Origin of the sequence: Pandoraea sp. NPDC090278 (genome assembly GCF_044772185.1) — a bacterium.
Classification (GTDB): Bacteria; Pseudomonadota; Gammaproteobacteria; order Burkholderiales; family Burkholderiaceae; genus Pandoraea.
The window spans coordinates 1,882,470-1,909,417 of record NZ_JBIVYJ010000001.1; the positions used below are offsets into that span (position 1 = coordinate 1,882,470).

A 26,948-nucleotide genomic window follows, 5' to 3' on the forward strand; every position below is an offset into this window, starting at 1 on the left:
AATTGAATTGCGGCTGAGCGCCTGACACCCCGGACGGAACAGGGGCGATTTTAGCAAAGCAGGCAGATTGACGTCGGCCGACGGCCTCAGCCGTTCGCGTCCACCTCAAGCCGGTAGCCCACGCCCGTCTCGGTCAGGATGTGTTGTGGCTGCGCGGGGTCGGCGTCCAGCTTCTGCCGCAAGTGCCCCATGTAGATGCGCAGGTAGTGATTGCTCTCGACGTGCGACGGCCCCCACACCTCCTTGAGCAACTGACGGTGCGTCAGTACCCGTCCCGCATGGCGTACGAGCGTGACCAGTAGCCGATACTCGATGGGGGTCAGGTGCACCGGTTCGCCCGCACGCGTCACCTTGCGGCGGGCAAGATCGATGTTGATGTCGCCGAACGAGAACGCTTCGTCGAGCGTCTCGGAATTGCCGCCGCGATGATGCCGTCGCAGTTGCGCCCGGATGCGTGCGAGCAGTTCCGACACCCCAAACGGCTTCGTCAGATAATCGTCGGCCCCGACATCGAGTGCGACGACTTTCTCCGCTTCCTCGTTGCGCGCGGACAGCACGATGATCGGCACGTCGGTCCAACTGCGGACTTCGCGAATGACTTCGACGCCGTCGATATCCGGCAACCCCAGATCGACGATCAGCAAATCGGGCTTGCGCGTGGCTGCCTCGACCATGCCCTGCCGTCCGGCTTCGGCCTCGTGCACGACCATGCCTTCGGCTTCGAGCGACGTGCGCAGAAACCGCCGGATCTGGCGCTCGTCCTCAATCACCACGATGTTGATGCTCGGTTCACTCATGTTGTTTCGTTACGTTTGCGTCTGGCGCATCAGGTGCGTCAGACGCGGGTTCCACATCGTCGGACTCGGCTACATCGACATCGATGCCTTCAACGACGTCCGGCGCCACCGGCGGTGTTTCCAGCGGCAGGGTGAAAATGAAGCGCGCCCCGTGGCCGTCGGGGACATTGGTAGCGTGGATTTTACCGCCGTGCGCTTCCACAATGGCGCGGCAGATCGCCAGCCCAAGGCCGATGCCGGGTTTCGCCGACTCCTTCTCACCGCGCATGAATTTCTCGAAGATGCGCCCTTCCATGCCCGTCGGCAAACCGGGACCGTCGTCGCTCACGCTCACTTCGACTTCCTCGCCGACCACACGTGCCGCGATTTCGATGTGCGAGCCCGCAGGCGAATACTTCGCGGCGTTCTCCAGCAGGTTGGCAAAGAGGCGCTCCAGCAGCACGGCATCGAAACGCAGTAACGGCAGATCGGCAGGCAGGCGCGTCGTCACTTCGTGATCGGCGAGCACACGACGGCAAGCACGCAGCGACGTGCCCACCACTTCCTCCAGCATCTGCCACTGACGATTGAGCTGAACGCCACCGCCTTCCAGCTTCGCCATGTCGAGCAGATTCGTCACGAGCCCCGTCATCCGCTGCGCTTCTTCATGGATGGCGTCGACGAGATCGATACGCAGCGGCCCGGGCGTCTGCGCGTTGCGGCTGAGCATGCTCGCGAATCCGACGATGGACGTGAGCGGCGTGCGCAAGTCGTGCGAGATGGCGGAGAGCAGCGAATTGCGCAGGCGTTCCGACTCCATCGTCACCAGCGCATCCTGTGCGATTTCGACGTAGTGCACACGCTCAAGCGCCAGTGCAATTTGCGCCGCAAACGTATCGAGCAGGCGCTGCTGTTCCGGCGTACCGATTGCACCACTGCCCGACTCGGGGGCGACGACCAGCACCCCGCGCGTGCGCATCGGTGCGCGCAGCGGCAGATAGTAGGCGTCCGACCCGGGCAAGGTATTCGTCCCCTGCCCGGCCGCTTGCTGACGGTCGTACACCCATTGCGCGACATCCGTATCGATATGCGCGGGCATGGTCTCTTCGCGGGCATTCTCGACCGGTTGACGCACACTGCTCTGGCTATCCGGCAGCAACAACGCCACGCGCGCCTGAAACACTTCGCGCACGTGACGCGAGCCGATCTCGACGATCTGCGGCGTCGTGAGCGCCGCCGCCAGTTCGCGCGCCATCGCATACACCGCACCGGTGCGCCGCTCGCGCCAGGTGGCAAGACGCGCCTGAAACCGCAAGCTGGTCGTCAGGTGGCTGATGACCAGCGCGACGGTCAGCATGACGGCAAACGTCAGCAAATACTGTGTGTCGGAGACCGACAGCGACATCTTCGGCGGCACGAAGAAGAAATCGAACGCCACCACGGAAAGGAACGACGCAAGCACCCCCGGCCCGCGCCCCAGCCGCATCGCCGCAATGATCACACCGAGCAGATACAGCATAGCGATGTTGGCGAGATCGAGGAACGACGTCAGTTCCGCCGCCGCCAGCGACACCGCGCCACAAATGCCGACCGCCCACGCATACGCCCGCCACGGGCCACCGACGAGCCCGAGTTCGGGGGCCGTCTCGAACCAGTCGCGCCAGTCGCCGCGCACCACCCGGTTCTCGGCCGACCGGTCGCCAGCAGCCGGTCCGATCAGCACCACGTCGACACCCCGTGCGCGACGCAGCAAGGCCTCATGCAGCGGCGTGCGCGCCGTCCACCAGCGTCGCGCACCGCTCGCCCCGACCACCAGCCTCGAGACGTTGCGCATCTGCGCATAGGCCAGCAGCGTCGTCGCGGCTTCCGCTCCGTCCAGCGTGAGCGTTTCTGCGCCCAGTTCGTGCGCCAGCTTGAGCGTGGCATAGACGCTCTCGCGACGGGCCGTCGCCTGACGCAGCATCGCCGGGGTTTCCACATGGACCGCCAACCAGTCGGCGCGCAGACTCGCCGCCAGTCGCGCGGCTGCACGCACCAGCGCCACACCTTCCGGCCCCGGCCCGATCGCCACGAGCAAACGCTCGCGCGCCTGCCAGACCTGACTGATCGACTGGTCCGCACGATACTCGCGCATCTGGGCGTCCACGCGGTCGGCCGTGCGACGCAACGCCAGTTCGCGCAGAGCGATGAGATTGCCTTTGCGGAAGAAGTTACGCACGGCGCGCTCCGCCTGCGCGGCCATGTACACCTTGCCCTCGCGCATGCGCTCGAGCAGTTCGTCGGGCGGCAGATCGACCAGCTTCACTTCGTCCGCCAGATCGAATACGCGATCGGGAATCGTCTCCCAGACACGGATGCCGGTGATCTGGCCGACCACGTCGTTAAGCCGTTCGAGATGCTGCACGTTGAGCGTGGTGTAGACGTCGATGCCCGCGTCGAGCAGTTCGTGCACGTCTTGCCAGCGCTTGAGGTGCCGCTCGCCCGCTACGTTTGCATGCGCGAGTTCGTCGACAAGTGCGACCGCCGGTTTGCGCGCGAGCATGCCATCGAGATCGAACTCACGCAGCACACGACCTCGGTACTCGACCGTCTTCTGCGGCAGGACTTCCAGTCCTTCGAGCATGCGCGCCGTTTCTTCCCGGCCGTGCGTCTCCAGCACACCGACGACCACGTCGGTGCCCTCGTCGCTCAACTTGCGGGCGGCTTGCAGCATCGCAAACGTTTTGCCCACGCCGGCGGAAGCGCCGAAGAATATCTTCAGACGGCCACGCTGCTCGCGCGCTTCGTCGCGTTGCAGCTTGCCAAGCAATTCGTCGGGATCGGGGCGTTCCATGCCAGCCATCGGGTCAGTCCACTGTGAAAGCGCGAGCCACGCCGCCCGGCGTCACCTTCGGGCGGCAAATCGTCACCGGTTGCCCGATGAAGCAAAAAAACGCGGCACGCTCAGGGCGTGCCGCCAATCTACCGCAGGCTGACGGGCAAAACCAGCCATTCCCGGCCGTATGCCCGCTTCGCTCTGCCTGCGGCTGCGCCTTTCAGACAGCGCCGCGTGCCAACCCGTCCAACGCCAGGTTGAGCTTCAGAACATTCACCCGGGGTTCTCCGAAAATTCCCCACTGACGGCCTTGCGTGTTGCTCGCGATCAGATCGCGCACGACGTCGGGCGTCAGCCCACGCGCCTTGGCCACACGAGCGACCTGATAGTCGGCCGCCGCCGGGCTGATTTCCGGGTCCAGACCGCTAGCCGACGCCGTCACCAGATCGGCAGGCACCGGCAGTTGAGCGCTCGGGTCGGCATCGCGCAGTGCGGCGATACGGGCCTTCACGGCGTCGGTCAGCGCCGGGTTAAGCGGACCGAAGTTCGAGCCACCGGAGGCCGTGGCGTTGTTCGGATTCGGTGAGGTGGCCGACAGACGGCCCCAGAAGTACTTCGGTTCGTCGAAGTTCTGACCGATCAGCGACGAGCCGACGGCCTTGCCGTCCTTGTAGATCAGGCTGCCAGCCGCTTCGCGCGAGAACGCCGCGCGGCCGATGCCGGTCACGACCAGCGGATACACCAGCCCTGTGATGACCGAGAGCACCACAAACAGGCTCAACATCGGGCGCAAGAGGGTTTTCATGACGTCTGTTCCTTAGAGTTTCAGCAATGTGGCCCCGGGCGCACGGCAACCGCTGCCGCCGCGCCCGGAAGCCGTCGCGATCAGGCCCAGCCCATCGCGGCGATGATCATGTCGATGACCTTGATACCGGCAAACGGCACCAGAATCCCGCCCAGACCGTAGACGAAGAGGTTGCGGCGCAAGAGCGTCGCGGCCCCGAGCGGGCGATACTTCACGCCCTTCAATGCCAGCGGAATCAGCACCACGATGATCAGCGCGTTGAAGATCACCGCCGACAAGATGGCCGACGACGGGCTTGCCAGACGCATGACGTTCAGCGCATCGAGTTGCGGATACGTGGTGGCGAACGCCGCCGGAATGATCGCGAAGTACTTCGCCACGTCGTTCGCAATCGAGAACGTGGTGAGGCTGCCGCGCGTCATCAGCATCTGCTTGCCGATCTCGACGATCTCGATCAACTTGGTCGGGTTCGAATCGAGGTCGACCATGTTGCCCGCTTCCTTCGCGGCCTGCGTGCCCGAGTTCATCGCGACGGCCACGTCGGCCTGCGCGAGCGCCGGGGCGTCGTTGGTGCCGTCGCCCGTCATCGCCACGAGTTTGCCTTCGGCCTGATACTTGCGAATCGTCGCGAGCTTTTCCTCGGGCGTGGCTTCTGCGAGGAAGTCGTCCACGCCCGCTTCTGCGGCAATCGCGGCGGCCGTCAGACGGTTATCGCCCGTCACCATGATCGTGGTGATACCCATCTGACGCAGTTCGGCGAATCGTTCCTTGATGCCGCCCTTGACCACGTCCTTCAACTCGATCACGCCCAGCGCACGTGCGCCGTTCGCGTCGTGCTCGGCCACCACCAGCGGCGTGCTGCCACGGCGTGCGATCTCGTCGACCGCCGTCGCGAGCGCCACCGGCCACACGCCACCGGCCGATTCCACATAACACTTGACGGCATCGGCTGCGCCCTTGCGAATCTGCTTGTCGTTCAGATCCACACCGCTCATGCGCGTTTGTGCCGTGAACGGAATGAACAGCGCATTCAGACCGCTCATTTCACGCTCGCGCAGATTGAAGCGTTGCTTGGCGAGCACCGCGATACTGCGGCCTTCCGGCGTTTCGTCGGCCAGCGATGCGAGTTGCGCGGCGTCAGCCAGCGTACGCTCGTCCACGCCCGGCGCGGGCACGAACTGCGACGCCTGACGATTGCCCAGCGTGATCGTGCCGGTCTTGTCGAGCAGCAGCACGTCCACGTCGCCCGCAGCTTCCACTGCGCGGCCAGACGTCGCGATCACGTTCGCCTGCATCATGCGGCTCATGCCCGCCACACCGATGGCCGACAGCAGGCCGCCGATAGTCGTGGGAATCAGACACACCAGCAGCGCGACGAGCACCGTGATCGTGACCGGATTCCCGGCATGCGTGACGAACACGCTATAGATCGAGTACGGCAGCAGCGTGGCCGTGGCGAGCAGCAGCACCAGCGTGAGCGCAACGAGCAGAATCGTGAGGGCGATTTCGTTCGGCGTCTTTTGACGCTTCGCGCCTTCCACCATCGCGATCATGCGGTCGAGAAACGCTTCGCCCGGATTGACGGTCACCTTCATGATGACCCAGTCCGAGAGCACCCGCGTGCCACCGGTTACAGCCGAGAAGTCGCCGCCCGACTCGCGGATCACCGGCGCAGATTCGCCCGTGATGGCCGATTCGTCGACGGACGCCACGCCTTCCACGACTTCGCCGTCGGCCGGAATCACGTCGCCCGCTTCGACCAGCACGAAGTCGCCACGACGCAGGCTGGCACTGTCGATCACCAGACACTCGGCGTCACGACGTGCCGAGCGCAACTGCTTGGCGGGCACGTTCTTCTTGGCCTGACGCAGCGAAGCGGCCTGCGCCTTGCTACGGCCTTCGGCCAGCGCTTCGGCAAAGTTCGCGAAGAGCACCGTGAACCACAGCCACAGCGTGATCGCGAGGATGAAGGGCGCGCTCGCCTCGGCGTGGCCTGCCACGGCCATGCCGAACAGCACGGTCGTGAGCAGACTGCCGACGTACACCACGAACATCACCGGGTTTTTGGCCTGTGTGAGCGGGTGCAGCTTGCGGAACGAGTCCACGATGGCCGGTTTGACGATGGCGGGGTCGAACATCGACTTGGTCGCCGATGTATGCCCTTCGCCCATCTGCCGGGTGGCGGTATTACTTGAGGGTTGATTCATGAGAGCCTCGAATGCCTCATTTCATTATTCAATGCGCACCGATCATCGCCAGATGTTCGGCGACCGGACCGAGTGCAAGCGCCGGTACGTAGGTGAGCGCGCCCACCAGCAGCACCGTGCCGAGCAGCAGCACGACAAACAGCGGACCATGCGTGGGCAACGTGCCCGACGTCGCGGCAATACGCTTCTTGCGCGCCAGCGCACCGGCAATCGCCAGCACCGGCACGATCACCCAGAAGCGGCCGAACCACATCGCGATACCCAGCGTGGTGTTGTAGAACGGCGTGTTCGCCGACAGACCCGCAAATGCGCTGCCGTTGTTGTTCGCCGCCGAGCTGTAGGCGTAGAGAATTTCCGAGAAGCCGTGTGTTCCGGGGTTCAGCACGCCCGCCTGACCGGCCGCAACGAGTACCGCAAGCGCGGTCCCGAGCAGCACCAGCAGCGGCGTCATGAGCACGGCCACGGCGACCATCTTCATCTCGTACGCTTCGATCTTCTTGCCCAGATATTCCGGCGTACGGCCGATCATCAGCCCCGCCACGAACACCGCGAGCATCGCGAAGACGAGCATGCCGTACAGGCCCGACCCGACGCCGCCGAAGATCACTTCGCCCAACTGCATCAGCAACATCGGCACCATGCCGCCAAGCGGCGTGAGCGAGTCGTGCATCGCATTGACTGCACCGCAAGACGCAGCCGTCGTGACCGTCGCAAAGATGCCCGACGCGGCGATACCGAAGCGTGTTTCCTTGCCTTCCATGTTGCCGCCCGACTGCGTGGCGCTGACCTGCTGGTCGACGCCGAGCGTGGTGAGCACCGGGTTGCCCGCCTGTTCTGCAGACACGGTGGCTACCGCCGCAATCGAGAACGCAATCGTCATGGCCGCCAGAATCGCGATGCCCTGACGACGGTCGCCGACCATGCGTCCGAACGTGTGGCACAGCGCCGCCGGGATCAGGAAGATCGCCAGGATTTGCAGGAAGTTCGACAGCGGCGTCGGGTTCTCGTACGGGTGCGCCGAGTTCGCGTTGAAGAAGCCACCACCGTTCGTGCCGAGCATCTTGATCGCTTCCTGCGAAGCGACCGGGCCCATGGCGAGCGTTTGCGTCTGCGTCTGCGCGGGTGTCGTGACCGGCTTGCCGGCGGCGTCCATCTTCGGCTGACCGTCCGGGCCGAGGACCGGATTGTCGTAGTGCGTGACTTGCAGCGTGGTCACGTCCTTATAGGCGTCGAAGTTCTGAATCACACCCTGACTCATGAACGCAGCCGCGATCACCACCGACAGCGGCACGAGCACGTAGAGCGTGATGCGGGTCATATCGACCCAGAAGTTACCGATCGTCTGCGCCGTGTGACGGGCGAAGCCGCGAATGAGTGCGACCACGACTGCGATACCGGTGGCGGCCGACATGAAGTTCTGCACAGCCAGACCGAGCATCTGTGTCAGATAGCTCATCGTCGATTCACCGGCATAGCCTTGCCAGTTCGTGTTGCTCACGAAGCTGACGGCCGTATTCATCGACGAGTCCGGCGTGATGTTGCCGAACGCTTGCGGGTTGAGCGGCAGCCAGACTTGCCAGCGTTGCAGCGCGTAGACAGCGAGCGCGCCCACTGCATTGAAGCCGATCAGCGCAAACGCGTAGGTGCGCCAGTGCATCTCCTGTTCGGGACGAATCCCGCACAGACGATAAAGACCGCGTTCAAGAGGCGCGAACCAGCGGTTCACGCGGGATTCACCGGCGAGCACGTCGGCCATGAAACGGCCAAGCGGGCGCGCCAGCACCAGTAGCACGACGAGGAAAACGCCGAGCTGGATCCAGGCATTGAGTGTCATGCTAGGTCCTCCGGCTTGAACAGCGCGTAGACGAGATAAGCGAGCAGCGCGAGCGTGAGTCCGCCGCTCAGCCAATACATAGCTGTCATTGCTGCCCCCCTACCGACGCGCAAAACGCGACAAAGCCGACGGTCGTGGCAACGAACACCACGATCACGCCGAGATATAACCAGTCCATGACAACTCCCTATCGTGTGGCGGCTGGCACGCCACGGGCGCGACGCACCCTCGCATGCGCATGCCAGCCGTGCCCTGAACGATACGTAGGGGCGCGTAAAGACGGGGACAAAAGGGGTAAAGGGGGTGTAAACAACGTGTAAACACGGGCCCCAAATGTGTAAACGACGAAGCCCGCCGATATCGCTATCGGCGGGCTTCGGGGCCTTACTGGCAAAGGCGCGGCGGCGTTTCTCGCTGCACGCCCGTCAGACGCACATCACTCGGCTACGTGCGAGCCTTTACGCCAGACTTCCAAGACTTCCTTGCTCGGTTCGAGGTTCAGGTTGACGTTGCGCGGCGGAATCGGCTGCTGGAACCACTTGCGCTGAATACGGCGGATGTCGCCCGAGCTGTACACATGCGCCAGCGTCGTATCCACGAAGCGCTTGAACTGCAGATCGTCACGCGGCAGCATCAGGGCGTTCAGTTCCGTCTCCAGCGGTGCGCCGACGATAACGAACGACTCCGGATCGCGGGCATTCGCGCGGAAACCGGCGAGCAGCACGTCGTCCAGTGCAAACGCCTTGGCGCGACCGGTTTCGAGCGTCACCATCGATTCGCCGTGGTCGCGCGCCGGAATCACGCGATAGCCGATCTTCTCCGCCTGCATGCGGGCCAGACGCTCACCGGTCGAACCGGCCGATGCCACCAGGTTCTGCCCCTTCAGGTCTTCCAGACCCTGAATGTTGTCCTTCTTGTTGACCAGAAGGCGCACTTCGGAGACGTAGTACGGATTGCTGAAACCGACCTGCTCGGCACGCTCCGGCGTAATGGTGTTCGGGGCGCAATCGAGATCGACGGTGCCGTTCTTCACCAGCGGAATACGGTTCTGCGGGGTGATGGACATTTCGCGCACCCGCAGATTCGGCAGATTGAGCGCCGTCTTGACGGCGTCTACCACCGCGTAGCAGAGATCCATCGTGTAGCCGACGGGCTTGCCCTTGTCGTTCACGTACGAGAACGGGATGGCCGCTTCGCGATACCCCAGCGTGATGACGCCGGTATCGCGGATCTTCTTGAGGGTGCCAGTGAGATCACCGTTGACCTTCGGCAGCGCGACAACTGCGTCGGCCTTGGCGGGCGCGGCCGTTGCCGTCGCAATACCCGCTTGAGCGGCGAACCACACGGACAGACCGAGCGCGACGCGTTCGGCAGCGATTTTCCAGTCGACTTTCTTGAAACCGTTCACAGCAAATTCCTATCGGATTAACAGCATGATAGGAAGTTACAGATTTGCGTCGCGCAGTGCAAAGAAACCTTTGTCATTAGCTTATGCGCGGACGATCAACTGCCTGATGTCGGGGATGAGGCTGACGCCTCCTGCTCCTTGCCGGGACGCTCGCCGGTCTCCCAAAGGGTCAGGGTCTCGGGTGACGGTTCGACCGCCAGGCGATGCCCGTACGGCGGTATGGCGGCCTGAAACCATTGCCGTTGGAGCTGCGCCATTTCGCCACTGCGAAAGATCGCCGCAAGGGCCGCGTCCACACGCGCCTTGAACCCGGGGTCGTCCTTGGGCAGGACAAGCGCGTAATGCTCGGACTTCTTGGCGAGCGGCGCACCGACGATCCGATAGGCATCCGGTGTCTTGCTGGTGGCGCGTAAGCCTTCGAGGAGCACATCGTCCAGCGCCAACGCCTGCGCGCGCCGCTCCCTCAGCATGCGAAACGCCTCGTCGTAGTCACGCGCCATCAGAAGCTGAAACCCTGCGCGGGCATGCCGTGCCCTCACAAGGCGCTCGGCAGTCGTCCCCTGCACCACCGCAAGGCGCAGGCCCCGCAAATCGTCAGTGGACGCAACGCCCGTGCCCTTCCTGACCATCAACCGGACGTTCGCCGCGTAATACGGCAAGCTGAAGGCCACCTGCTGCCCGCGCGACGCCGTGACCGTCGACGGCGCGCAGTCGATATCGATGGCGTCGCCTTTCACCAGCGGCCCACGCATCTGTTCGATCACCCGCACCGGCGTAACGCGCAGTTCCGGCATCGCCATCTCCTGTTGCAGCGACGTCACGACCCGTTGGCACAGCGCCCACGCCAGCCCCATCGGCTGATCGTCCGCGTCGACATAGGAGAACGGCACGGCGGATTGCCGATAGCCGAGCAGAATGCGACCACGCTCGCGAATACGCGCCATCGTCGGCGTATCGGCGACAGCGGGCGTCGGCGCGAACGAGGTGTCGGGAGGGAATGCAGGCGCTTGCACGGGCGCAGCCACCGTACTCAGTCGCGGCATGCCCGCAATGGGCGGCTCGGCGGCGAGTGTCACATTGAGTGACGCGAGCATGATCGCCGTGAAGATGCTGATGAAGCGGCCAGACCGACGGAGAATACCCGCAGAGATGAGGGATAGAAAGGACATAGTCGACGCAACGCCAAGAGGGAAAATGCCCACACCTTAGCGACGGCCAACGGTAAAACGACCGGCGACGCCAGCCCTTTCGGATTATTCCCTTCGCGGCGCCTTTCCCTTCTGCGGCGGCCTTAGCGCGTATGCGCGAGCAACGTCTGCAACAGTTGCTCGTCGTCGTCCTGCGTCGGTGCGGTGTTATCGAAGCGCACGAGACCCGGGAATGCGGCGGCGGGCGGCAGGAAACGACGCACGCGATACTCGTCCCAATGTTCCAGCTTGTAGGCGTCGTTCGGATTGCCGCGGCTCTCGATGCGCTCGCGCGCGTGCGCTTCGTCGAGATCCACCCAGACCACGTGAACGCCCACGTCGTCGTCGACATCGAGCCACGCCCGGTCGAACAGCAGGCCTTCACGCAACTCACGCGAAAGCGGGCCGACCACCAGCACATTCACACCGAGACGCAGGTTCTCGCGCGCCGTCTCCAGCAGCCCCGCGTACTCCGGCTCGCGCAACGTCTGCAAATAGAGCGGGCTGTCGCGGTCGTTGGGGTTGCCGGTCAGCGCGCCCATCACCGACGCGCTGTACGCGCCATACAGCGTGTCCTTGTCGAGCAGACAAAAGGCCTCGCCGCTGCGCGCGATCAGCGGACGTATCAGACGCTTGGCCAGCGTGGTCTTCCCTGCCCCGGCGTGACCGCAGAAAAAAATCAGACGAGTCATGCGGCCGCCTTGCGCTCGAACATCACGAAGTGCTTGCGCACCGGCTCGATGACTTCGAACACGCCTTCGAACCCGGCCGGAATCACGCAGGCGTCGCCCGGCCCGAACTCCGACGCGTTGCCGTCGAGATCGCTGATGCGGATACGTCCCTCGATCACCGAGAAGTATTCCTGACGATGCGCACCGAAGGCGATGCGCCACGCGCCGGGTTCGCAGGTCCATTCACCGCAATCGAACTCACCCAGTGCGTCGGTGTAGAACGGGCGTGTCATGCGCTGCGGATTGCCGCTCACGCGGCGCGCCTCGGCGGGATGATCGAAGACGGCTTCGCCCGCCTGATCGGGGGCGAACGTAATGAGCGCAGGAGAGGTGGGAGATGTCATATGCGTCGAAGAGTTTAGAGAGCTATGGGACGTCGGAACGTCGGGGGCGGCGCTTAGTTCAGCGCCGCGCTCAGCTTGCGACGCCACGTCGCCACCGTCGCCGGATCGGTCTCGGCGAGCGCTTCGAAGATTGCGAGCATCGACTTGCGCCCCGCGTCGTCGCCGAACGAGCGGTCGCGCTGCACGATATCGAGCAACGTCTGCAATGCCGGTTCGTAAGCCCGGTCCGCGAGATAACGATTGGCGAGATCCAGACGCGCCTGAAGATTGGCCGGTTCGGCGTCCACGCGCGCGATCAGCTCCGAGGCGGGCGGCAGATGGCTGGCCTGCTCGGCGGCAGCAATACGCGTGTTGAGGGCTGCGATACGGGCGTCGCCGCTCGCGGCGGTGCGCGGCGAGAGCAGCGTCAGCTCGGTACGTGCCGCATCGGTGTCCCCCATGCCGAGCAAGACATCCACCAGGTCGAGACGGACTTCGTCATGCGCCGGGTCGAGTGCCAGTGCGGCTTGCAGCGCGTCGCGCGCCACCGTCGGCTGACCTTCTGCGAGCGCCTTGCGCGCCACGTTGCGCGCCATGTCCGCCGGATTCGGCACGATGCGGTCGATGAACGCGCGCAACTGCCCTTCCGGCAGCGCGCCCACGAACTGATCGACCGGCTCGCCATCGACGAACGCGACGACCGTCGGCAGGCTGCGCACGCCATACTCCGCGCACAGTTGCGCGTTTTCATCGGCATTGATCTTGACGAGGCGGATGCGTCCCTGCGCTTCGGCCTCCAGCTTTTCGAGCATCGGCCCGAGCGTGTTGCAGGGGCCGCACCACGGGGCCCAGAAGTCAGCCAGCACGGGGACCTGATGCGAGACGGCCAGTACGTCGGTGTCGAAACTGGCGAGATTGGTATCGATCATGGGTTCTATCGAGCGTGGCAAATTGCGTGAATAGCGGCCGTTACTCATAGAAAACAGCCGCCAGCTTGAAGCATGGTAATCGCAAAGTCCAACGACGGGCAGGGAGGCACATGCACGCAGGCCACGGCACGGCGATCTTCTTTACCCAACTTCTCTTGCTGGTACTCGTCGGCCGTCTGCTCGGCGAGGTCATGCAACGGCTGCGTCAGCCAGCCGTCATGGGCCAGTTGCTCGCAGGGGTGCTGCTCGGCCCGTCCATCTTCGGCGCGCTGATGCCCGCCTGGCAACACGCCGTCTTTCCCGACAACGAAGCGCAGAAAAAGATGCTCGACGCCGTCTCTGAGCTCGGCGTGCTGCTGCTTCTGCTGTCCACCGGACTGGAGACGGATCTGGGGCTCGTGCGACGCATGAAGCGCATGGCCATCTTCGCATCGGCCGGCGGCATGCTGATTCCGTTTGTCTGCGGTTTCGCGCTCGGATGGCATCTGCCCGACAACCTGCTGCCGCATCCGGAAGCGCGGCTCGTCACGTCGCTCTTTCTCGGCACGGCGCTGTCGATATCGTCCGTCAAAGTCGTGGCGATGGTCATTCGCGAAGTCGATTATCTGCGGCGCAACATCGGCCAGATCATCCTCGCGGCCGCCATTCTCGACGACACCACCGGCTGGATCATCATCGCCGCCATCGCAGGCCTGGGGGCCAGCGGTTCAGTCGACCTCGGCCATCTGACGTTCAGCCTCGGTGGCACCCTGCTGTTCATCGTGCTGTGTTTTACCGTGGGCAAGCGCGCTGTGGCCGTGGCCATTCGCTGGACGAACGACCGCTTCACCGTGGAGATGCCGGTACTCAGTGCGATTCTCGTCATCACGTTCGTGCTGGCGCTCGCGACCGACAAACTTGGCGTGCACACGGCGCTGGGCGCGTTCATGGCCGGTGTGATGATCGGGCAGTCGCCCATTCTCAGCGAACAGATCGAGGCGCAGTTGCGCGGGCTGATCGTCGCGCTCTTTGCACCCGTGTTCTTCGGCGTGGCGGGCTTGTCGGTGGATCTGACGATTCTGCTCGACTGGAGAATGCTCGGGCTGGTGGCCGGACTGATCCTGATCGCGAGTATCGGCAAGTTCACGGGATGCTTTATCGGTGGACGTCTGGGCGGGATGTCCTCGGCGGAAGCGCTTGCGCTGGCTACCGGTATGAACGCCCGTGGCTCGACCGAGATCATCGTCGCTAGCATCGGGTTGTCGCTAGGGGTGCTGAGCAAGGACCTGTTCACCATGATCGTCATCATGGCGCTCATCACCACGCTCATCATGCCGCCAGTGCTGCGCCGTGCGCTCGTGCGCATTCCGCTGTCCGCCGAAGAGAAAGCGCGGCTGGAGAAGGAAGCCGCCGAGGAGAAGGACTTCCTGCCGAACGTCGAGCGCATTCTGACGGCGGTCGACGGCAGCGCCAACGGACGCTTCGCCGCGTGGATCGCCGGGCTGACGGCCGGTGTGCGCGGCACACTGACCACGGTGCTCGCCCCTGCCCCTGCTGCGACCGATGATAGCGCCGCCGTCGACGCGGGCGAATGCGCTGGGCTAGATGCTTATGAGATCGCCCTTGCGGCCGCCACACACTCGGTGAGTCGTGCCCCGGGCACGCCGGGCGTGGAGGAAGACAAGCCCGTCAAACCGGGCGAGAAGGCGCGTGAGGCTGCACGTCTGGTGCTGCGCGAACGCACGGGCAAAGCGCCGCAGAAGACGCCGGAACTGCCGCATGGTCCTGTGAAGGAAGGTAAGGACGAGACACCGGAAGACGAAACGTCATCCAAAGCCGCCCCGAAGCATGAACCGGTCGGCGAAGCCCATGACGACAAGCGCGTGAGCGAGGCGAAGAAGGAAGGTGAATTCGTCGCAGACGATCCGTCCGACACTGCACGCGAACAGGAAGCGGCCCAGCCGGAGAGCAGCGACGAAGCGGTCCGCATCTCCGACGAAATCGCCAAGGGCTACGGCTTCGTCATCGCCGGGTTCGATGCGCCGGGCAAAGAGTCGGACTCGGACGTCCCCCCGCTCCCCCTGCCGACGGGCGTGCTGCCGCTGACCAAGGCATTCGACGGGGCCATCGCCATCGTGCTCGCGCATGGCGACCACGCTCGCCAGCCGGATGCACCGCTCAACATCCTCGTGCCGGTCTCGGGCACCGACTATTCGCGCCACGCGGCCGAACTGGCGATCACACTCGCGCGTGCGGCGAAGGCGCCGGTCACCGCGCTGCATGTCTCGGCGCGCGTGGCTCCAGGGATGCTGCACCGCCGGTGGCGTCCGCGCGTGCTGCGTCCGGACGCCGCCGAAACCGCCATGCTCGAGAACTTGCACTCGCTGGCCGAGCGCAACGGTGTGAAGCTACGCACGCGTTTGCTCGCAGGCGGCAAGGTCGACGACGCCATCCTGCATCAGATCCACCACGGCAAACACAACCTGCTCGTGCTCGGCGTGCAACCGCGCTTTGGCGACCGACTCAACTTCGGTGCCGTCTCCCATCGTTTGCTGGAAGAGCGCCGTTGTTCCGTGATCGTACTGAGTGCTTGACGCCTCACAGCATCTCAATGGAAAACGCCTGTTGCGGCAGACCGTCAACAGGCGTTTTTCGCGCTTAGTGCGATGAAACTCAGTTCGCCGACGGCTTCCGCTCCGGCAGCGGAATCCATTCGGTTTCACCGGGTACCTTGCCCATTTCCTGCGCCGTCCAGGCGGCCTTCGCCTGTTCGATGCGCTCACGGCTCGACGACACGAAGTTCCAGAAGATGAAGCGCTCGCCGTCTAGCGGCGCACCGCCCAGCAGCATCAGTCGTGCGGGTCGATCACCGGCCACGATGCGCATATCGCCACTCGGAGCGAGCACCCCCATCCGATGCTCGGGCAGCGCCTCGTCGTTCACCGTCACCTCGCCCTGCACCGTGTAGACGGCGCGTTCGGCGTATTCCGGCGGCAGCACGAACGCCGCGCACGGCTCCATCTCGACGGCGAGATAGAAGATCGGCGAGAACACTTTCACCGGCGCCTTCTCACCGAACGCCTCGCCAAGGATCAGACGCATATGCACGCCCGGCAGGAAGATGTCCGGCAGCGACGACGCCTCGTGATGCGCAAACGACGGCGCGGTCTCCTCGTCGGCCTGCGGCAACGCGACCCACGTCTGAATGCCGTGGACGTCACCGCCACGCTCGCGCACGTCGTCCGGCGAGCGCTCCGAATGCACGATGCCGCGTCCGGCCGTCATCCAGTTCACTGCTCCCGGCGTGATGCGCTGATCGCTGCCGAGACTGTCGCGGTGCCAGATTTCGCCGTCGAACAGATAGGTGACGGTCGCCAGCCCGATGTGCGGGTGCGGACGCACGTCCAGCCCCACACCGGGCGGCAGCGTTGCGGGCCCCATGTGGTCGAAGAAGATGAACGGCCCGACGGTCTTGAACGGCAGGCTCGGCAGACTGCGCTGCACGGTGAATGCGCCGATATCGCTCAGATGCGGCTTGAGCACGGCAAGGAAGGGACTCGTGGAATCGGTCATGGCGCGGTTCTCCTGCGTTCGACACTTGCGGCGAAGTGTGGCGTTCATGTGGGGTGCTGTCGCCCGATTGTAGAGGACATTGCGGGCGCGCTCCATGACACCTGAGCATGATGTCCGTCGACGCGAAAATCGGGTGGCGCGCATGCTCCTGCGACATCGCTCCTATAATGCAGGGATTGTCTAACGCTTTTGGCTCGCGCGCGTCGCGGGCATCGACTTATGAATAAGGCCTTCGTCAAAGAAGATAATGGCGACGATGATGACGATCTCGACGCAGGCGCGCCGGAGATTCCTGCGGGCACCAAGAACTACATCACGCCCACTGGCTACCGTCGTCTGAAGGATGAGATGCTGGATCTCATCGATAATCAGCGCCCTGAAGTGGTGAAGATCGTGTCGTGGGCAGCGTCCAATGGCGACCGTTCGGAGAACGGCGATTACATCTACGGCAAACGACGTCTGCGTGAGATCGACCGGCGTATTCGCTTTCTGACGAAACGTCTGGATAACGCGGAAGTGGTGGACACGCGTCGTCAGGAGAACGTCGATCAGGTGTTTTTCGGTGCGGAAGTCACCTATGCGGACGGCCGCGGCGACGAGCATACGATCATGATCGTCGGCATCGACGAAGTGGATCTCGACCGTGGGCACGTCAGCTGGATCTCGCCCATCGCCCGCGCCATCACCAAATCGAAGATCGGCGACACCGTGCCGTTGCGCACACCGGCCGGGCTCGATCAGATCGAGATTCTCGACGTGCGCTATCCGCCGTCCGAGTAAGCGCACCGCTCACTGCGCGACACCATGCAAAACGCCTCCCGTGGGAGGCGTTTTCATTTCATCGATGCCGCGAATCAGTAGTTGCCGCGTTCGCGCGAAATGCGCATGGCGTGATTGGCGTGACCATCGTCCTGATGCCGCTCGCTCGGACGCTCGCGCGCCACGCGCATGACGTCCGGATTCACACGGATGCGGCGCATCACGTTGGCTAGATGCACGCGGTCGCTCACCTGAATGAGGAAGCGCAGCGTGGCGGATTCGTCCGGCACCACTTCGTCCATTCCGATGTGCACGATGTTCGCGTCGGACGCCGTGATATCGGCCGCCACACGCGAGAACACGCCACGGTTGTGATGCACCAGCACTTTGATGCCGACGTCGAACAGACGCCCCGGCTGCGGTGCCCACGCCACGTCGATCCAGCGCGTCGGATCCTTGCGATGGATACGGCGCGCGACCGGACAGTCCGTGGTGTGGATCGCCATGCCCAGCCCGATGCCGATATAGCCCATGATGGCGTCGCCCGGAATCGGACGGCAGCATGCCGAGAACTGCACCGACATGCCTTCCGTGCCCGTGATGAGCACCGGCGGGCCGACGTTTTCCTCGCCCGTACGCGGCGAATCGGGATCGTCCGGGCTGTCGTCGTTCTCGCCTTCCTTGCCCGACAGCAGCACCGCGAGGCGCTTGGCCATGACGGCCGCGACACGACGTCCCAGCCCGATGTCGGCAAAGATGTCCTGACGATCCTTGTTGCCCGTCCACTGCGCGAGCTTGTCCCAGATCTCTGGCGAGATCTCGCTCATCGTCAGGCCGTAACCCTTGAGCGCTTGCTCGACCAGACGCTCGCCGAGCTGCACCGACTCGGCGAAGCGCATCGTCTTAAGGTAATGACGAATGGCCGAGCGCGCCTTGCCGGTACGTACGAAGCCGAGCCACACGGGGTTCGGCTTCGAGTACGGCGCGGTAATGACTTCCACGATATCGCCGTTCTTCAGTTCGGTGCGAAGCGGCAGCAACTCGTTGTTGATCTTGACGGCCACGCACTGGTTGCCCAGATCGCTGTGGACCGAATACGCGAAGTCGAGCGCCGTCGCACCGCGCGGCAGCGCCATGATGCGCGCCTTGGGCGTGAAGACGTAGACGGCGTCGGGGAACAGGTCGATCTTGACGTGTTCGAGGAATTCGGTGGAGTCGCCCGTCTCGCTCTGAATATCGAGCAGCGACTGGAGCCACTGGTGTGCATGCTTCTGCACGTCGTTCATGTCCGCGCCGCCGTTCTTGTACAGCCAGTGCGCGGCCACGCCCGCTTCCGCAATCTCATGCATGCGGCGCGTGCGAATCTGGAATTCGATGGGCGTGCCGAAGGGGCCGACAAGCGTCGTGTGCAACGACTGATAGCCGTTGACCTTCGGAATCGCAATGTAATCCTTGAACTTGCCCGGTACGGGCTTATAGAGCGCGTGCAGCACGCCGAGCGCGAGATAACACTGCGCGTTCGACTCGACGACCACACGGAAGCCGTAGACGTCCAGCACCTGCGAGAACGACAGCTGCTTTTCCTGCATCTTCGTATAGATGCTGAAGAGCGTCTTCTCGCGGCCGAAGACGTCGGCACTGACTTCGCCGTCTTTCAGGGCTTTCTCGACGGCGTCGAGAATCTTGCCGACCACCTCGCGCCGGTTGCCACGCGCGGCCTTCACGGCCTTGTCGAGCACGGCGTAACGACGCGGATGGTAATTCGCGAAGCTCAGATCCTGAAGTTCGCGATAGGTATTGTTCAGGCCGAGGCGGTGCGCAATCGGCGCGTAGATGTCGAGCGTTTCGCGCGCCACGCGGCGCTGCTTTTCCGTCGACGTCACGCCCAGCGTGCGCATGTTATGCAAGCGGTCGGCCAGTTTGACGAGAATGACGCGCACGTCGCGCGCCATCGCCAGCAGCATCTTGCGGAAGCTTTCGGCTTGCGCCTCTTCCCGGCTGCTGAACTCCATCTTGTCGAGTTTCGACAGGCCGTCGACCAGTTCGGCGACCTTCGGTCCGAATCGCTCAGCGAGTTCGGCCTTGGTCACGCCCTGGTCTTCCATCACGTCGTGCAGCAAGGCAGCCATGATCGACTGGGCGTCGAGTTTCCACTCGGCACAGATCTCGGCGACTGCTACGGGATGGGTGATGTAAGGCTGTCCGCTCTGGCGATATTGACCCAGATGGGCCTCATCGCTGAACTGGAAGGCTTCTTTGATTTGCGCGAGGTCGCTTTCCTTGAGGTACTCCCCAAGCATGCCCTTGAGACGGGCAATCGAGACGACCTCATGCTTGCGCGGCTGCTCGGGCGTTGCCGTCGGACCGAAGAGGTGCCGATAGGACTGCTCCAGCAGCGCGTCGATGTACTGTCGCGTGGCGCTCTCGCCCTTCTTTTTCTTGCGCTCGGGCTTGGGCTCCCCCGCTTTGGGTTCATCCGCAGCGATGGACGTGGCCGGTGATTTCGCATGACTCATACATGTACCTGCTTCGTCGAGCGGCCCGGAACGTCACATCGCATCAGTGCAGTCTCCCGATCAGAGCGGCACTTTCTTGAGCATCTCGATGCCCACCTGGCCGGCTGCGATTTCGCGCAGCGCGACGACGGTCGGCTTGTCCTTGTTGTTCTCGAGCTTCGGCGTATGACCTTGCGCCAGTTGGCGGGCGCGGTAGGTCGCAGCGAGTGCGAGCTCGAAGCGATTCGGAATTTGTTTCAGGCAATCTTCAACGGTAATTCGGGCCATAAGGAGGTTCCTTCTCAATATAAGGCGTATTCTATCGCAGCCGGCGCGCGCTCGCGCAAAACACGAGCGTTGCCAGCGAATGCGACGGTGTTACTCGTGATCGTTCGGCGCGTGGATATCCAGATCGGTGAACAACGTCTTGTGCCGCGCATACTGCGAAGCGAATCGCAGACGCACCGCGGTGAACACCGATTGCAGTTGATCCAGCGCGCGTTGGAATTCGTCATTGATGATGATGAAGTCCGCTTCCGGCGCGTGGGCGATCTCGCCACCGGCCGCCAGCAAGCGTCGTGCAATGACCTTCGGCTCGTCGGTCCCGCGCTTCTTCAGGCGCTCTTCCAGGGCTTCGATGGACGGCGGCAGAATGAAGATACCGACCGCGTTCGAAAAGCGCTTGCGCACCTGCTGCGCGCCTTGCCAGTCGATTTCCAGCAGCACGTCACGGCCTTCGCGCATCTGCTCTTCGATCCACACGCGCGATGTGCCGTAATAGTTGCCGTGCACCTCGGCGCTTTCCAGAAACTCGCCACGCTTGCGGCGCTCGAGAAACTGCTCGACCGAGATGAAGTTGTAGTGCACGCCTTCTTCTTCGTTGGCGCGCGGTGCTCGTGTCGTGCAGGAAATCGACAGACGAACGTCGCTATCCTGCGCGAGCAGCGCGTTGACGAGCGTGGACTTGCCCGCACCCGAGGGGGCGACCACCATGAACAGATTGCCTGGATACTCGGCATGCAAGGTGGGTTGCGGGGCGTGTGATTGCGGGGTCATACGACTTACTCCAGATTCTGCACTTGCTCGCGCATCTGCTCGATGTAGAGCTTGAGCTCCATCGACGCATCGGCGAGTTCCTTCGAGGCTGCCTTCGAGCCGAGCGTATTCGCTTCGCGATTGAGCTCCTGCATCATGAAGTCGAGCCGTTTGCCGACCAATCCTCCCTTATCGAGGATGTGACGGGTTTCCTTCAGGTGGGCGTCGAGTCGCGTGAGTTCTTCCGCAACGTCGATGCGCACACCGTAGATCGTCACTTCTTGACGAATACGTTCTGCGATTTCTTCCTTGCTAGGTGCCGCCGAGCCTTCCGGCACGACCACGCCCAGCGCTTCTTGCAGACGATCGACGATCTTCTGCTGATGGCGCGCGATCAGATCCGGCACGAGCGGTTGCAGGCCCGTGAGAATCGTCTCCATCTTCTCGATTCGCTCGATCAGGCTGGCCTTGAGCTGAGCACCTTCGCGACGGCGCACGTCGACGAGGTCGCCGATGGCGGCACGGCCTGCATCGATCACTGCATCGCGCAGTGCTTCGGCGGTCACCGACTCTTCGCCGAGCACGCCCGGCCAGCGCAGGATTTCACCGGTGCGCATGCGTTCGGCATCGGGGAAATGAACGAGGATTTGCTGCTCGAGATCGGCGAGTTGTTTGACGGCGTCGAGATTGAGCGCACCGTTGGTGCCGCTCTCGGGACGTTGCACGTTGATGCGGATATCGACCTTGCCGCGCGAGAGCTTGGCAGTCAGCGATTCACGCAGCGACGGCTCGCACGCACGCGCTTCTTCGGGCATACGGAATGCCAGATCGAGGAAGCGCGAATTGACCGTGCGCAATTCGACCGACACGCTCGCGCCTGCGGCTCCATCGGCATGCGCAATGTCGCGCGTGACGCTGGCGTAGCCGGTCATACTGTAGATATTGTTGTCTTTCATCGGGGTGACCGTTACCACAGCGCCGTGACACTTTTTCAGCGGGGCGATGCAGCAACCGGTTTCGCATGCAATGGATGAAACGGGATTATCGCATTTTCCGGCCCAAGGCTCCTGAATCCGCGCACGACACCGGCGCGCGCCGCCAAGCTTTTGGCGTTTAGCGATACCATTCGGGTATTGCCGCATAAATTCACCTCGCAGGACAAACATCCATGACGCAAATCAACCGCCCGGACGGCCGTGCGCAAGACGCATTGCGCCCCGTGCGCATCACCCGCCAATACACCCGCTACGCCGAAGGCTCCGTGCTGATCGAGTGCGGCGAAACCAAGGTCATCTGCACGGCCAGCGTCGAAGAGAAAGTGCCAGGTTTCCTGCGCGATTCGGGCCAGGGCTGGCTCACCGCCGAGTACGGCATGCTGCCGCGCGCCACGCACACCCGTGGCGACCGTGAAGCCGCACGCGGCAAGCAAAGCGGACGCACGCAGGAAATTCAACGTCTGATCGGCCGCTCGTTGCGCGCCGTGTTCGACCTCGAGAAGTTCGGCCCGCGCACCATTCAGATCGACTGCGACGTCATCCAGGCCGACGGCGGCACGCGTTGCGCCTCGATCACCGGCGCATTCGTCGCCGCGCATGACGCCGTCTCGAAGCTCATCGCCGACGGCAAGCTCGAAGCGTCGCCCATCCGCGCACACGTGGCAGCCGTCTCCGTCGGGCTGTATCAGGGACAGCCGGTGCTCGACCTGAACTACGTCGAAGACTCGGCCTGCGACACGGACATGAACGTCATCATGACGAGCGAAGGCGGTTTCGTCGAAATTCAAGGCACGGCCGAAGGCGCACCGTTCACGCGCGCACAAAGCAATGTGCTGCTCGATATGGCCGATGCCGGTATCCGTCAACTGATCGACGCGCAAAAGCGCGCGTTGGGAGTCTGACGATGGCCATGCAGAAGATCGTGCTGGCGTCGAACAACCCGGGCAAGCTGCGCGAGTTCGCGTCGTTGTTCGCGCCGCTCGGCATCGAGCTGGTGCCGCAGGGCATGCTCGGCGTGTCCGAAGCCGAGGAGCCGCACGTCACTTTCATCGAGAACGCATTGACGAAGGCGCGCCACGCCGCCGCTGCCACCGGCCTGCCCGCGCTCGCCGACGACTCCGGCCTGTGCGTGCCGATTCTCGGCGGTGCCCCTGGCGTGTATTCCGCACGTTATGCCGCACGCGCTGGCCGCGAGAAGTCGGATGCTGCGAACAACCGCCATCTGATCGAGCAACTGGCCCCGCATGCCGACACGCCGGGGTATCGCGATGCGTATTACTTCGCGGCGCTTGTGCTCGTGCGTCACGCAGAAGACCCGCAGCCGATCATCGCCGAGGGACGCTGGGACGGTGAGATCGTGGACGACGCACGTGGCGCACATGGCTTTGGCTACGATCCGCACTTCCTTATCCGCTCGTTGAATCAAACGGCTGCCGAACTCGATCCCGCCGTGAAAAACGCCCATAGCCACCGCGCTCGCGCATTGCGCGTGCTGCTGGAAAAGCTGGGGCGGGAGGCGTAAGTCGTATGAGTGAATCCACGCTGCCCGTGCAGAACTTTCTGCGGCCCGGCAAGATCAGTTTGCCCGCCTTGCCGCCGATGTCGCTGTATGTGCATTTCCCGTGGTGTGTGCGCAAGTGCCCCTACTGCGATTTCAACTCGCACGAGTGGCGCGGCGAGGGAGGCGCGCAGGCGTTTCCCGAGCAGGCTTATCTGGATGCATTGCGTCAGGATCTCGAACAGGCGTTGCCGCTGGTGTGGGGACGTCAGGTGCATACGGTCTTTATCGGCGGTGGCACACCGAGTCTGTTGTCGGCTGCAGGTCTGGATCGTCTGCTCTCGGATCTGCGTGCCCTGCTGCCGCTCGACGCCGATGCCGAAATCACGATGGAAGCCAACCCCGGCACGTTCGAAGCGGACAAATTCCGCAGCTTCCGCGCGAGCGGGATCAACCGTCTTTCCATCGGCATCCAGAGCTTCAACAGCGAGCATCTGAAGGCGCTCGGCCGTATTCACGACGGCGACGAAGCCCGTCACGCTATCGAGATCGCGCAAGCAAATTTCGACAATTTCAACCTCGACCTGATGTTTGCGCTGCCGAATCAGACGCTCGCGCAATGTCAGCAGGATGTGGAGACGGCGATCTCGTTCGCCCCGCCGCACCTGTCGCTGTATCACCTCACGCTCGAACCCAACACGCAGTTCCACAAATATCCGCCGACGGTGCCGGACGACGACACGTCGGCCGACATGCAGGACTGGATTGCCGAGCGCACTGCGGCCGCGGGCTACGGACGCTACGAGGTGTCGGCGTACGCCCAGCCGCACCGACGCGCCAAGCACAATCTGAATTATTGGGAGTTCGGCGATTATCTTGGCATCGGTGCAGGCGCGCACAGCAAGATTTCGTTCCCGCATCGTGTGCTGCGTCAGGTGCGTCATAAGCATCCGCAGCGGTTCATGGAGGCCGCCGCCGCCGGGAACGCGATTCAGGAAGAGCGCGAAGTCGATGCGCGTGATTTACCGTTCGAATTCATGCTTAATGCGCTGCGTCTGACCGATGGCGTGAAAAGCGAGCTGTTTGCCGACCGCACGGGATTGCCGATGGCGAAGATCGCCAAGGCGCTCGCCGCCGGGGTCGAAAAGGGCTTACTCGTCGACGATCCGCAACGGATCGCCCCGACCGAGTTGGGACAGCGCTTCCTGAACGATCTGCAAGGGATGTTTCTGGAAGGCGACAAGAAGTAATCGGCCTGCGACGACACAAATGAAAACGGCGGGACATCATCGCGATGTCCCGCCGTTTTTCTTGCCATCCCCCTACCCCAGCGCTGCTCCCATTTCCCTGAGTGCCTTGCGGATGATCTTGCCGGTCACGGTCATTGGCAGTTCCGGCAGGAAAACGACCTTGCGCGGGTATTCGTGCGCGGCCAGGCGGTGCTTGACGAAGTCCTGAATCTCCTTCGCCAGCGCATCCGAGGGTTCATGTCCCTCGCGCAGTACGACGAACGCCTTCACGATCTCGGTACGCAGGTCGTCGGGCTCACCGACCACCGCTGCAAACTGCACCGACGGATGCCGGATCAGGCAGTCCTCGATCGGTCCCGGCCCGATGCGATAACCAGCGCTGGTAATGACGTCGTCCGACCGGCCGGTGAACGTGATGTACCCGTTCTCGTCGACGAATCCCGAATCGCCCGTAAGCAGGAAGTCGCCACGGTACTTGTCCATGGTGGCGTCCGGGTTGTGCCAGTAGCCGAGGAACATGACCGGGTTGGGCCGAGCGATGGCGATGTTGCCGACAGACCCTGTGGGTAGCGGCGTGCCATCGTCGTCAACGATGGTGACGTCGTGCCCGCGCACGGCGCGTCCGATGGCGCCGGGCAGCGCCGGGAATTCGGCAGCGCACGACGAGACGACCATGTTGCACTCCGTCTGCCCGTAGAACTCGTTGATGTCGACGCCCAGATGCTCCCGTCCCCACGCCAGCAGCTCGGGGCCGAGCGATTCGCCGCCGCTGGCGACCGAGCGCAATTGCAGCGGCCAATGGTCGCGAGGCGATGCCACAGTGCGCAGCATCTTGAGGGCGGTCGGTGACAGGAACGTATTGCGCACGCCGTGACGCGCCATCAGATCGAAGGCGGCCACCGGATCGAATTTTTCGAAGCGTCGCGACAGGACCGGCACGCCGTGATGGAGCGCGGGCAGCAGCACGTCGAGCAGCCCGCCGATCCACGCCCAGTCGGCGGGCGTCCAGATCAGATCGCCCTCCTGTGGGAATCCGTTATGCGACGTCTCCACGCCCGGCAAATGTCCCAGAAGCACCCGATGCGCATGCAGCGCGCCCTTGGGTTTGCCCGTAGTGCCGGAGGTGTAGATGATCACGGCCGGGGCATCGGCGCGCGTTTGGACAGGTTCGAAGTGCGAATCGCGCGAGGCGATCGCTGGCCACAGCGCAAGCAGGCCGTCTTCTGCGACGCCCCAGTCTTCGTCGTCGGCGACGTGATGGTGCGCTTCGGGCAGATCGTCATGGACGACGTACACGAGCCGCAGGTCGGGTAGCTCGGCGCGGATGTCGTCGATCTTGCCGATGCTCGCCAGGTCGGTCACGAGCACTGCCGCGCCGGAGTTTTGCAGGCGATAGGCGAGCGCTTCGGGGCCGAACAGCGTGAATAGCGGGACGGCAATCGCGCCGAGTTTGTACGCGGCGACATGGGCGACGAGTGTGGCGGGCGACTGCGGCAGGAAGATGCCGATGCGGTCACCTGCCTTGACGCCGTTGGCGCGCCATTCGTTGGCGAGTTGATTGGAGAGTTGTTTTAGGACGTCGAACGTGAGGCGCACGTGGGCGCCGTCTGCACTTTCGTGGATGAGCGCGAGACGGTTGGAGCCGTCGGCCCACTTGTCGCAGACGTCGACGCCGATGTTGTAGAGCGTGGGGATCTGCCAGGTGAAGGGCGCGGCAGCCGGGTTGGTCGCGTTCTTGTTTGGCGCGTGGGTCACGCGCTCGCCGCTGGCGTCATTTGACGTCTCTTGGGCGGGGGCACGGGAGGTGTCGGCATCCATGCGGTGTCTCCGGGTCATGTCTGGCCTCGCACGGTAACGCCGGGGGCGTACACCGCACGTCTTCAAGCATGATGCATGCCGGGCGGTGACAAGACAAGGGGGACGGGGCGATCCTAGGAAATTAGCGGGGTGTGAGGCGATTTTGGTTGCGAGAAAGCTTCACATGGCGGGATGAGCAGGTATAATGCGCGCTGCCGTGCGGTACTGGCCTGCGTTGGAGCGCAAACGACTCCGACGCCGATTCCACCGGACCGCACGCATCTCAAGTCGTCACCCGTACGACATCCCAAGCCACGATCCTGCATCGTGCGCAACGCCCCGGAGGCGTGCCAGAGTGGTTTAATGGACCGGTCTTGAAAACCGGCGAAGGGGTAACCCTTCCGTGAGTTCGAATCTCACCGCCTCCGCCAGAATTTCTTGGTTTTCCTGATGGTGTCCGCTGCCTTTTCGGCGCAGGCCACTCGCCACACTCACCTCTGAGTAGCGCCTGCGCAACGGCTCAAACCGGCCCGCGGCTCTGGCTTCAAGGGA

22 protein-coding genes and 1 tRNA gene are annotated in these 26,948 nt (G+C 63.6%); 6 read left to right on the forward strand and 17 right to left on the reverse strand.

The features are described from left to right. Positions 1-86: 86 nt before the first annotated feature. From kdpE to trxA, 11 genes are all read right to left on the reverse strand, one after another. Entirely contained in the window at positions 87-797 is a 711-nt protein-coding gene (gene kdpE, locus ACIQWO_RS08125) for a two-component system response regulator KdpE (protein WP_402821569.1), read from the reverse strand. Then, entirely contained in the window at positions 790-3,609 is a 2,820-nt protein-coding gene (locus ACIQWO_RS08130; RefSeq protein WP_402821921.1) for a DUF4118 domain-containing protein, read from the reverse strand. The genes kdpE and ACIQWO_RS08130 overlap by 8 nt, the downstream gene beginning before the upstream one ends. 202 nt (positions 3,610-3,811) lie before the next feature. Then, positions 3,812-4,396: a potassium-transporting ATPase subunit KdpC gene (kdpC, locus tag ACIQWO_RS08135; protein WP_402821572.1), complete on the reverse strand. Its 585-nt coding sequence runs from the start codon at positions 4,394-4,396 to the stop codon at positions 3,812-3,814. Between the two features lie 80 nt (positions 4,397-4,476). After that, on the reverse strand, positions 4,477-6,603 hold the full coding sequence (gene kdpB, locus ACIQWO_RS08140) for a potassium-transporting ATPase subunit KdpB (protein WP_402821575.1): 2,127 nt from the start codon (positions 6,601-6,603) through the stop codon (positions 4,477-4,479). 28 nt (positions 6,604-6,631) lie between these two features. Then, on the reverse strand, positions 6,632-8,437 hold the full coding sequence (gene kdpA, locus ACIQWO_RS08145) for a potassium-transporting ATPase subunit KdpA (protein WP_402821578.1): 1,806 nt from the start codon (positions 8,435-8,437) through the stop codon (positions 6,632-6,634). Then, entirely contained in the window at positions 8,434-8,526 is a 93-nt protein-coding gene (gene kdpF / locus ACIQWO_RS08150; RefSeq protein WP_063389843.1) for a K(+)-transporting ATPase subunit F, read from the reverse strand. Before kdpF ends, kdpA begins: the two co-directional genes overlap by 4 nt. Positions 8,527-8,873: 347 nt before the next feature. After that, positions 8,874-9,845, reverse strand: coding sequence for an amino acid ABC transporter substrate-binding protein (locus tag ACIQWO_RS08155; RefSeq protein ID WP_402821581.1), 972 nt, complete (start codon positions 9,843-9,845; stop codon positions 8,874-8,876). Positions 9,846-9,940: 95 nt separating this feature from the next. Continuing rightward, entirely contained in the window at positions 9,941-11,014 is a 1,074-nt protein-coding gene (locus tag ACIQWO_RS08160; RefSeq protein WP_402821584.1) for an amino acid ABC transporter substrate-binding protein, read from the reverse strand. Positions 11,015-11,136: 122 nt separating this feature from the next. After that, positions 11,137-11,724 (reverse strand): AAA family ATPase, encoded by a 588-nt coding sequence (locus tag ACIQWO_RS08165; protein ID WP_402821587.1) that lies wholly within the window; start codon positions 11,722-11,724, stop codon positions 11,137-11,139. Next, positions 11,721-12,107: a cupin domain-containing protein gene (locus ACIQWO_RS08170; RefSeq protein WP_150737299.1), complete on the reverse strand. Its 387-nt coding sequence runs from the start codon at positions 12,105-12,107 to the stop codon at positions 11,721-11,723. Before ACIQWO_RS08170 ends, ACIQWO_RS08165 begins: the two co-directional genes overlap by 4 nt. Before the next feature lie 53 nt (positions 12,108-12,160). Continuing rightward, complete coding sequence (gene trxA, locus ACIQWO_RS08175) at positions 12,161-13,012, reverse strand: thioredoxin (protein ID WP_402821924.1); 852 nt, start codon at positions 13,010-13,012, stop codon at positions 12,161-12,163. 113 nt (positions 13,013-13,125) lie between these two features. Between trxA and ACIQWO_RS08180 the strand changes: the two genes are divergently transcribed. Further along, on the forward strand, positions 13,126-15,588 hold the full coding sequence (locus ACIQWO_RS08180) for a cation:proton antiporter (RefSeq protein ID WP_402821590.1): 2,463 nt from the start codon (positions 13,126-13,128) through the stop codon (positions 15,586-15,588). A 79-nt stretch (positions 15,589-15,667) separates the two neighbouring features. Here the strand turns inward: ACIQWO_RS08180 and ACIQWO_RS08185 are convergent, their stop codons facing one another. Beyond that, a complete protein-coding gene (locus ACIQWO_RS08185; RefSeq protein WP_402821593.1) occupies positions 15,668-16,567 on the reverse strand; it encodes a pirin family protein in 900 nt (299 codons plus the stop codon). 219 nt (positions 16,568-16,786) lie between these two features. Here ACIQWO_RS08185 and greB point away from each other — a divergent pair, with 219 nt between their 5' ends. Beyond that, the gene (gene greB / locus ACIQWO_RS08190) at positions 16,787-17,347 is read left to right on the forward strand and encodes a transcription elongation factor GreB (RefSeq protein ID WP_150574700.1); all 561 of its coding nucleotides are present in this window, start codon (positions 16,787-16,789) and stop codon (positions 17,345-17,347) included. Positions 17,348-17,421: 74 nt separating this feature from the next. On the opposite strand, the gene ACIQWO_RS08195 is transcribed toward greB, so the two are convergent. The 4 genes from ACIQWO_RS08195 to ACIQWO_RS08210 form a co-directional block, all read right to left on the reverse strand. Beyond that, positions 17,422-19,842: a RelA/SpoT family protein gene (locus tag ACIQWO_RS08195; RefSeq protein ID WP_402821597.1), complete on the reverse strand. Its 2,421-nt coding sequence runs from the start codon at positions 19,840-19,842 to the stop codon at positions 17,422-17,424. 60 nt (positions 19,843-19,902) lie between these two features. Beyond that, on the reverse strand, positions 19,903-20,109 hold the full coding sequence (rpoZ, locus tag ACIQWO_RS08200) for a DNA-directed RNA polymerase subunit omega (RefSeq protein WP_039397582.1): 207 nt from the start codon (positions 20,107-20,109) through the stop codon (positions 19,903-19,905). Between the two features lie 90 nt (positions 20,110-20,199). After that, complete coding sequence (gene gmk, locus ACIQWO_RS08205) at positions 20,200-20,877, reverse strand: guanylate kinase (RefSeq protein WP_402821600.1); 678 nt, start codon at positions 20,875-20,877, stop codon at positions 20,200-20,202. Between the two features lie 5 nt (positions 20,878-20,882). Further along, positions 20,883-21,812 (reverse strand): YicC/YloC family endoribonuclease, encoded by a 930-nt coding sequence (locus ACIQWO_RS08210; protein ID WP_402821603.1) that lies wholly within the window; start codon positions 21,810-21,812, stop codon positions 20,883-20,885. A 212-nt stretch (positions 21,813-22,024) separates the two neighbouring features. On the opposite strand from ACIQWO_RS08210, the gene rph reads away from it, so the two are divergent. The 3 genes from rph to hemW are packed head-to-tail and all read left to right on the forward strand — an operon-like array spanning position 22,025 to position 24,599. Continuing rightward, positions 22,025-22,753: a ribonuclease PH gene (rph, locus tag ACIQWO_RS08215; RefSeq protein WP_402821606.1), complete on the forward strand. Its 729-nt coding sequence runs from the start codon at positions 22,025-22,027 to the stop codon at positions 22,751-22,753. A gap of 2 nt (positions 22,754-22,755) precedes the next feature. Further along, positions 22,756-23,373, forward strand: coding sequence for an RdgB/HAM1 family non-canonical purine NTP pyrophosphatase (gene rdgB, locus ACIQWO_RS08220; protein ID WP_150737303.1), 618 nt, complete (start codon positions 22,756-22,758; stop codon positions 23,371-23,373). Positions 23,374-23,378: 5 nt separating this feature from the next. After that, on the forward strand, positions 23,379-24,599 hold the full coding sequence (gene hemW / locus ACIQWO_RS08225; RefSeq protein WP_402821610.1) for a radical SAM family heme chaperone HemW: 1,221 nt from the start codon (positions 23,379-23,381) through the stop codon (positions 24,597-24,599). 72 nt (positions 24,600-24,671) lie between these two features. On the opposite strand, the gene ACIQWO_RS08230 is transcribed toward hemW, so the two are convergent. Then, positions 24,672-26,417 (reverse strand): acyl-CoA synthetase, encoded by a 1,746-nt coding sequence (locus tag ACIQWO_RS08230; RefSeq protein ID WP_402821613.1) that lies wholly within the window; start codon positions 26,415-26,417, stop codon positions 24,672-24,674. 320 nt (positions 26,418-26,737) lie between these two features. On the opposite strand from ACIQWO_RS08230, the gene ACIQWO_RS08235 reads away from it, so the two are divergent. Continuing rightward, a tRNA-Ser gene (locus ACIQWO_RS08235) sits at positions 26,738-26,827 on the forward strand. Positions 26,828-26,948: the final 121 nt, after the last annotated feature.